Here is a 7,302-nt window from a genome sequence, read left to right as displayed (position 1 = left end):
TAGCCGGGCTGGGCCGGGGGCTGCTGCTGGCCGTAACCCGGCTGCGCCGGAGGCTGGCCGTAACCCGGCTGCGCGGGAGGCTGGCCGTAGCCCGGCTGCGCCGGGGGCTGGCCGTACCCGGGCTGGGCAGGGGGTTGCTGGCCGTACCCGGGCTGTTGCTGCCCGTAGCCCGGCTGCTGGCCGTACGGGTCGTAGGGGTTACCCACACTTGCTCCTTATAGATTGACCCTGTGGTTGTGTGACGCCCGCCGGACCCGGTGGGCTCCGCAAGTCTGACCGAGGATCGACCGCGGCTCAAACGCGCAGAACACCGAACCGGACGAGCTGCCACAGCTCCGACCCCACGAGGGCGGTGCCGAGCATCCAGGCACGGGTCTTCGGCTGGAGTGCCCACCACCGGCCTCCCAGCCCCAGCGGAGCGACCGCGACGGCGATCGCGCCGAGAAGGACCACCGGGTTCGCCAGCACGGCCCGGGCCGGATGGCCCGCACCGAACTCGATGAACACGGTCGTCCCCCCGCACATGGGACACGGGATTCCGGTGAACGCCCTTAGCGGACAGAGCACGCCGGGGTCGTTGACACGGTGGATCCATGACGCGCCGACGGCCGCGCCGGCCATCGCCGCGACCCGCAGCACCACACCCAGTGGTCCGTGCCGCGCTGCGGTGAGGGTCCGGCTGACGACCCCGCCGAGCGCACCGTCCGGTGCACCGGTGGCCGCCGCCCCGGGCGCTTCCCCCACGAATCCTCCGCCTCGAATGACTAAGCAGTGAGTGACCCGTATACGGGTGCACCCGGAGGCAGGTCAACCCTGGGCAACGATCTGCGATCGGACCGTTACCCAGCGCTCCACTGACGCCACCTCCCGGCAAGAGTAGGACAAATCGCCACCTGCGTGAGCACACTTTTACTCGACGAGTTCCATGAATCGTCTGGAAATTCCCCGCGCACCCCCGCGAGGCCCCTCACCGGCGCGGTCGCGCGTCCCACGGAATCTTGGACGGTTCCAACTTCGGGCGTGGCGAAGAACACCCGACGCGCGGAAGCGGCGCGGACATGCGGGCTCGGGGCCTGCTTCACGCCTGGGCGGCGGCGGCGCCGACGACCATCGGGGCGTCGGCACGGGTGACGTGCTCGGACTCCAGGACGTCGGCGACGACGGCGGTGATGTTGTCGGGACCGCCGTTCTCGCGGGCCAGCTCGATCAACCGGTCGACGGCCCGCTGCGGGTCGGCCTCCGCGGAGAGCACCTCGTAGATCTTCTGCGCGTCGACCGGGCCGCTCAGGCCGTCCGAGCACAGCAGGTACCGGTCGCCCAGCTGGGCGTCGCGCAGGCGCAGGTCGGGCTCGCGGTCCTCTTTGCCGTCCAGGACCCGGTACAGCACGTGTGAGAGCCGCGAGGTCTCGGCCGGGTCGGGCTGCTGGCCCGCCTGCTCGGCCTCCGCCTTGAGCAGCTCGTCCATGGTGTGGTCCTGGGTCATCTGGTAGAGCTCGCCGTCGCGCAGCATGTAGCCGCGCGAGTCACCGACGTGCGCCAGCGCCACGGAGTCGCCGGACCAGAGCATCGCGGTGAGCGTGGTGCCCATCCGGCTCAGGTCGGGACGTTCCTCCCGGACGATGCGCAACTTCTCGTTCGCCTCGGCCACCGCGCGGCCCAGCATGTCGACAAGATCGTCTTTACTGGCGTCGATGTCCAGCGCGCGCAACGAGTCGATCACGGTGGAACTCGCGACCTCGCCGCCCGCGTAGCCGCCCATGCCGTCCGCGACGGCGATCAGCCGCGCACCGGCATACCCCGAGTCCTCGTTGTTCTCGCGGTTGCACCCGATGTCGCTGCCTGCTGCGTACCTGATTGCTACGTTCATACCAATTTCGATGACGATCCTGTCAGAGGAGTTGTATCACCCGCGGGCGGTGGCTTCCCCGGTTTCCCCGGTCGCGCCGGACGGGCCGACGCCGTGCCGGACGGCGTACAGCGCCGCCTGCGTCCGATCCTGGACTCCCAGTTTCATGAGCAGATTACTGACGTGCGTCTTGACCGTCTTCTCGGACACCACGAGCGCGCGGGCGATCTCCCGGTTGGACCTGCCCCGCGCGATGTGCACGAGCACCTCCCGTTCCCGTTCGGTCAGCGCGGCCATGCCGCGGTCGTCCTGCGACGCCGGCCCGTCCGCCAGCATCGCCTCGGCCGCGTCGGGCGCGAACAGCACGTGCCCGTCGTTGACCGCCCGGATCGCCTGCACGAGCGCCTGCGGGTCGACGTCCTTGTACAGGTACCCGGCCGCGCCCGCCTGGACCGCCGGCAGCACGTGCCCCCGCTCGGTGACGCTGGTGAGGACCAGCACCCGTGCCGCCACCCCACGAGCCCGCAACTCCGTCAGCGCGACCAGGCCGTCGGCACCGGGCATCTTGAGGTCCATGAGCACGATATCGGGCTCAAGCGATTCGGCCAGTGTCACGGCCGACACGCCGTCCTCGGCCTCGCCCACGACCTCGATGTCGTCCTGGATGCCGAGAAAGGTGCGCAGGCCCTGCCGGACGACGGGATGGTCGTCGGCGATGAGGACTCTGATCACCTTGCCCCGCGAGCCCGTGCCATTCGCGGTCACAACGGCACCTCCAGCCGGACGGTCGTACCGTTCGCCGGCGTGGCGTCGATCGTGAGGTCGCCGCCGATGGAGGTCGCCCGGTCCCGCATGGACGCGAGCCCCAGCCCACCCTGCGACTCCGCCGTGTCGGACGTGTCGAAGCCAGAGCCGTCGTCGGCGACCTCCAGCACGGCACGCCCGTCCTCCGTTCCCAAGCGCACCTCGACCGTCCGCGCCCCGGCGTGTCGCAGCGCGTTGTAGAGGGCCTCCTGGGTGATGCGGTAGGCGACGGCCTCGTGCTCCTCGGGCAGGACGACGGCCTCGTCGGCGGCGATGCGCACCTCGGCCTCGTGCGCCCGGTCGAGGACCTCGACATGCTTGCGCAGCGAGGAGACCAGCCCGTCCGCGAGATCCGCCGGGCGCAGTTCGAAGATCACGGCACGGAGTTCGTTGAGCGCCTCCGCCGCCAGCCGCTCGACCTGTTCGAGCTCCCTGACCGTACGGGCCGGGTCGCGCTCGGCCAGCGCGGACGCGGTGCGGGCGGTGAGGCGCAGCGAGAAGAGCTTCTGGGCGACCGCGTCGTGCAGCTCGCGGGCCATGCGGTTGCGCTCGGCGACGACCGTCAGCTCACGGTTGTGCTCGTGCAGGCGGGCGTTCGCGATGGCGATCGCGGCGTGCGCGGCGAACAGGGTGAGGAGTTCCTCGTCGTCCTCGGTGAAGCCGCCGGGACGCCGCCTGTTGGCCAGGAAGACGATGCCGAGGACGTCCTCGCCGTCCAGGATGGGCACGCCCAGGAAGTCCTTCAGCACGGGATGCGCGACCGGCCAGCCCTCGAACTCGGGCTCCTTGCGGATGTCGGCGAGCCGCTTGGGCGTGTCGCCGTGCAGCATCGCCGCGAGCATGCCGTGCTGGCGGGGCAGCGGCCCGATCCGCTCCCACTCCTCCTCCGAGACGCCCTCGACGACGAACTCGGCGAACGAGCCCTCGTCGTCGGGCACGCCGAGCGCCGCGTACTTGGCGTCCAGGAGCTGCGCCGCCGCCCGGACGATCACCTGGAGCACCTCGTGGACCGACAGATGGCGGGTCACCGCGAGCACGGCGGAGCTCACGGCGTGCAGGGTCGCGCCCTGGTCGCCGCCGCCGCCGTCCTCGGTCACCATCCCGGCCTCTCGTCGCCCGTGGCCGAACGCCTCCCGGCGTTCGCATGTGAAGACCGTACTCGGTGCCCGGGTCTTCTCGCTCTCCCCCTGAAAGGCGACCCCGTGGCCGCTTCGCACGAGCCCTCGGAGGGAGGGCCCGGACTCCGGTCCTAGGACCATCCGACGACCGCCCGGGGGCCCGGCGGCCGATGTCGTGAGCTGCGCGGATTCCTAGCGTCGGAGACATGAGGAAAGCACTGATCACCGGAGCCTCCCGGGGGCTCGGCCGGGCCCTCGCCCGCGAACTCGCCCGGGACGGCTGGCACCTCGCCGTCGACGCGCGCGACGCGGACGCGCTCTCGGCCGCCGTTCAGGAGATCGGCGGGAACATCACGGCCATCGCCGGGGACGTCACCGACCCGGCGCACCGCGAACGCCTCGTCCGGGCGGTGGACGGCGGGCTCGACCTGCTCGTCAACAACGCGAGCACCCTCGGCCCGACGCCGATGCCCCGCCTCGCCGACCTGCCCGTCACCGATCTCGCGGCGACGTTCGCGACGAACGTCCTGGCGCCGCTCGCGCTGATCCAGGACGTCCTGCCGGGCCTCCGGGAGCGGCGGGGCGCGATCCTCAACATCACCTCGGACGCGGCCACGGAGAACTACGAGACGTGGGGCGGCTACGGAACGACCAAGGCCGCCCTGGAACAGCTCTCCAACATCCTGGCCGCCGAGGAGCCCGGCGTGGCCGTGTGGTGGGCCGACCCGGGCGAGATGAACACCGTCATGCTGCGCGACGCCGGCGAGGACGCCGACGCGGCCCCGCCGCCCGAGGAGGCCGCGGCCGCGCTCCACCGCCTCGTGACCGCGCGGCCCGCCAGCGGGCGCTACCGGGCCGCCGACCTGACCGCCCCACGATGACCGCCCAGGCCGGAGGTCCCCAGATGTCCGTCGACTTCACCCTCCCTCCCACGCTGGAGGCCCACGAGCCGCCCGAGGAGCGGGGCCGGGCCCGCGACGGCGTCCGGCTCCTCGTCTCCCGGCGCGCCACCGGGGAGGTCGCCCACCACGAGTTCCGGGACCTGCCGCGGCTGCTCGACCCGGGCGACCTGCTCGTCGTCAACACCTCGTCCACGCTGCCCGCCGCCGTCCGGCTCGACCGGATCAGCGTCCACTTCTCCACCCCGGTGCCCGGCGCGGGCGACCGGCTGTGGATCGTCGAACTGCGGCGGCTGACCGGCAAGACCAGCAGCCCCTACCCGGGGGGCCGCGCAGGCGAATGGATACCGATGCCCGGCGGCGCGACCCTCACCCTCGTCGGACGGCACACGGCGCGCGGGGAGACCTCCGGCCGCCTCTGGCAGGCCCGGCTCAGCATGGACGTCGTCCCGTACCTGCGGCGTCACGGAACGCCGATCCGGTACGGGTACGTCCGCCGCGACCGGCCCGCCGCCGCGTACCAGACCGTGTTCGCGCACGACCGGACGACCGGCGGCGCCGAGATGCCCAGCGCCGGGCGCCCCTTCACCCCCGAACTCGTCACCCGGCTCGTCTCGCGCGGCGTCCACATCGCCCCGATCACCCTGCACACGGGCGTCGCGTCCCCCGAGGCCCACGAACCCCCGTACGCCGAGCGCTACGAGGTTCCCCCGTCGACGGCGGCGCTGGTCGAGCACGTCCGCTCCCGGGGCGGGCGGGTGATCGCCGTCGGCACCACCGCCGTCCGCGCCCTGGAGACGTCCGTGGACGCTTCGGGACGCGTCCGGGCATCGGAAGGGTGGACGGAGCACATCGTGACCCCGGAGCGCGGCGTTCATGCCGTCGACGGCCTCCTCACCGGCCTGCACGAGCCGAAGTCGTCCCACCTGCTGATGCTCACCGCCATCGCGGGCCACGACCTCCTCGCCTCCACCTACAAGGCCGCCCTGGCCGAACGCTACCTCTGGCACGAGTTCGGGGACGTCAACCTCCTGCTTCCCTGACCCTCCCTCGCCCATGCCGGACCCTCACGCACGAGCCCAACGTCGCGGCCGGTACCGTTGTGAACAGTTATGGACGGGTCAGAACAGCGCACGCTGCTCATCACACTCACCGGCCGCGACCGCCCCGGCGTGACGTCGCGCCTCTTCCGGACACTCGCGGAGTTCCCGCTCACCGTCGCCGACGTGGAACAGGTCGTCATCCGCGGCCGCCTAGTCCTCGGCGTCCTGCTCGCCTACAGCGAGGGCGCCGACATCGGACGGGTGTGGAACGCCGCCGAACGCGTCGCCAACGACCTCGACATGGAGATCGAGCTGTCGACGGGACGCAACAAGCGCATGCCGAAGCGACGAGGCCGCCTCCACGTCACGGTCCTGTGCGCGCCGCTGAAGCCCGCCGCCATGGCCGGGATCGCCGGGCGGATCTCCGCCCACGGCGCCAACATCGACCGTATCGAGCGGCTCGCGTCCAACCCGGTCACCTGCATCGAGATGGACGTCTCCGGCGCCGACCCCGAGGCGCTCCGCGCAGCCCTCACCGCCGAGGCCGCCGAGCAGGAGGTGGACGTCGCCGTTCAGGAGAGCGGCCTCCACCGGCGCGCCAAGCGGCTGATCGTCATGGACGTCGACTCCACCCTCATCCAGGGCGAGGTCATCGAACTGCTCGCCGAGCACGCCGACTGCCTCGACGAGGTCGCCAAGGTCACCGAGGCCGCCATGCGCGGCGAACTCGACTTCGAGGGCTCCCTGCGGGAACGGGTCGCGCTGCTGGCCGGGCTCGACGCGTCCGCCATCGACGACGTCCGCGACAAGCTCCGCCTCGCCGCCGGCGCCCGCACCATGGTCCGCACGCTCAAGCGCCTGGACTACAAGTTCGCCATCGTCAGCGGCGGCTTCACCCAGGTCACCGACGCCCTCGTCGACGACCTCGGCATCGACTACTCCGCCGCCAACACCCTGGAGATCGAGAACGGCAAGATCACCGGCCGTATCCAGGGCCCGGTCATCGACCGCGCCGGCAAGGCCGTCGCCCTCGAACGCTTCGCCCGCGAGGCCGGCGTCCCCATCAGCCAGACCGTCGCCATCGGCGACGGCGCCAACGACCTCGACATGCTCCAGGCCGCCGGCCTGGGCGTCGCCTACAACGCCAAACCGGTCGTCCGCCAGGCCGCCGACACCGCCGTCAACGTCCCCTACCTGGACACGATCGTCTTCCTCCTCGGTATCTCCCGCGAAGAAGTAGAAGCCGCAGACGCAGCGGACTCACTTGCAGTTCCCTTGGCGGTCGAGCCCTAGAGGGCTGTGCTTGCTTGCAGCTCCCTTGGAGTCGGGCCCCAGCGGGCCCTCCTTCAACGGGAACTGCGGTGCGATCGCTGCATCGCTCCGGCTCGCCTTGCGGCTCGCTTCGCGATCAGGTTTCTCGCTTCGCTCGAAACCTGCCTTCGGACGCGATCGCAGTGGTTTGGGTTGTCGCGGGGTTGCTGTGGTGGCTGGGGACCGTGCAGTAGTGGGAAGCCTCGGCTCCGGAGTCGATCGTGACCGTTCGGGTCGTTGCGTGGCTGATCCGGGAGTCGGTGGGGGCGTGGGAGTGTGGG

Annotated in this window: 8 protein-coding genes; 3 read left to right on the top strand and 5 right to left on the bottom strand. The window is 71.5% G+C overall.

Annotated elements, in window-relative coordinates:
* The 5 genes from E1281_RS35020 to E1281_RS35000 form a co-directional block, all read right to left on the bottom strand.
* Window positions 1–206: hypothetical protein (locus E1281_RS35020; RefSeq protein WP_207943680.1), on the bottom strand; the 206-nt coding region annotated here is incomplete at its 3' end.
* Window positions 207–294: 88 nt separating this feature from the next.
* Entirely contained in the window at window positions 295–744 is a 450-nt protein-coding gene (locus E1281_RS35015) for a DUF2752 domain-containing protein (RefSeq protein WP_243717718.1), read from the bottom strand.
* 334 nt (window positions 745–1,078) lie between these two features.
* Complete coding sequence (locus tag E1281_RS35010; RefSeq protein ID WP_131883995.1) at window positions 1,079–1,867, bottom strand: protein phosphatase 2C domain-containing protein; 789 nt, start codon at window positions 1,865–1,867, stop codon at window positions 1,079–1,081.
* A gap of 36 nt (window positions 1,868–1,903) precedes the next feature.
* Window positions 1,904–2,578: a response regulator transcription factor gene (locus E1281_RS35005; RefSeq protein ID WP_207943681.1), complete on the bottom strand. Its 675-nt coding sequence runs from the start codon at window positions 2,576–2,578 to the stop codon at window positions 1,904–1,906.
* Between the two features lie 29 nt (window positions 2,579–2,607).
* Window positions 2,608–3,750, bottom strand: coding sequence for a GAF domain-containing sensor histidine kinase (locus E1281_RS35000; protein WP_131883993.1), 1,143 nt, complete (start codon window positions 3,748–3,750; stop codon window positions 2,608–2,610).
* Window positions 3,751–3,974: 224 nt separating this feature from the next.
* Here E1281_RS35000 and E1281_RS34995 point away from each other — a divergent pair, with 224 nt between their 5' ends.
* The 3 genes from E1281_RS34995 (at window position 3,975) to serB (ending at window position 7,003) form a co-directional block, all read left to right on the top strand.
* The gene (locus tag E1281_RS34995) at window positions 3,975–4,649 is read left to right on the top strand and encodes an SDR family oxidoreductase (RefSeq protein ID WP_131883992.1); all 675 of its coding nucleotides are present in this window, start codon (window positions 3,975–3,977) and stop codon (window positions 4,647–4,649) included.
* 23 nt (window positions 4,650–4,672) lie between these two features.
* Window positions 4,673–5,710, top strand: coding sequence for an S-adenosylmethionine:tRNA ribosyltransferase-isomerase (locus E1281_RS34990; protein ID WP_131883991.1), 1,038 nt, complete (start codon window positions 4,673–4,675; stop codon window positions 5,708–5,710).
* A gap of 69 nt (window positions 5,711–5,779) precedes the next feature.
* Complete coding sequence (gene serB, locus E1281_RS34985) at window positions 5,780–7,003, top strand: phosphoserine phosphatase SerB (RefSeq protein ID WP_131883990.1); 1,224 nt, start codon at window positions 5,780–5,782, stop codon at window positions 7,001–7,003.
* Window positions 7,004–7,302 lie beyond the last annotated feature (299 nt).

The organism is Actinomadura sp. KC345 (genome assembly GCF_004348515.1).
Taxonomy (GTDB): domain Bacteria; phylum Actinomycetota; class Actinomycetes; order Streptosporangiales; family Streptosporangiaceae; genus Spirillospora.
Note: the sequence above shows the minus strand (reverse complement) of the source record. Positions and strands in the feature narration are given on the sequence as shown.

Excerpts from the sequence above, each read along its gene's own strand:
- E1281_RS35010 (WP_131883995.1), bottom strand. The coding sequence starts at position 1,867 with ATGAACGTAGCAATCAGGTACGCAGCAGGCAGCGACATCGGGTGCAAC.
- E1281_RS35000 (WP_131883993.1), bottom strand. The coding sequence starts at position 3,750 with ATGGTGACCGAGGACGGCGGCGGCGGCGACCAGGGCGCGACCCTGCAC.
- E1281_RS34995 (WP_131883992.1), top strand. The coding sequence starts at position 3,975 with ATGAGGAAAGCACTGATCACCGGAGCCTCCCGGGGGCTCGGCCGGGCC.
- E1281_RS34990 (WP_131883991.1), top strand. The coding sequence starts at position 4,673 with ATGTCCGTCGACTTCACCCTCCCTCCCACGCTGGAGGCCCACGAGCCG.
- serB (WP_131883990.1), top strand. The coding sequence starts at position 5,780 with ATGGACGGGTCAGAACAGCGCACGCTGCTCATCACACTCACCGGCCGC.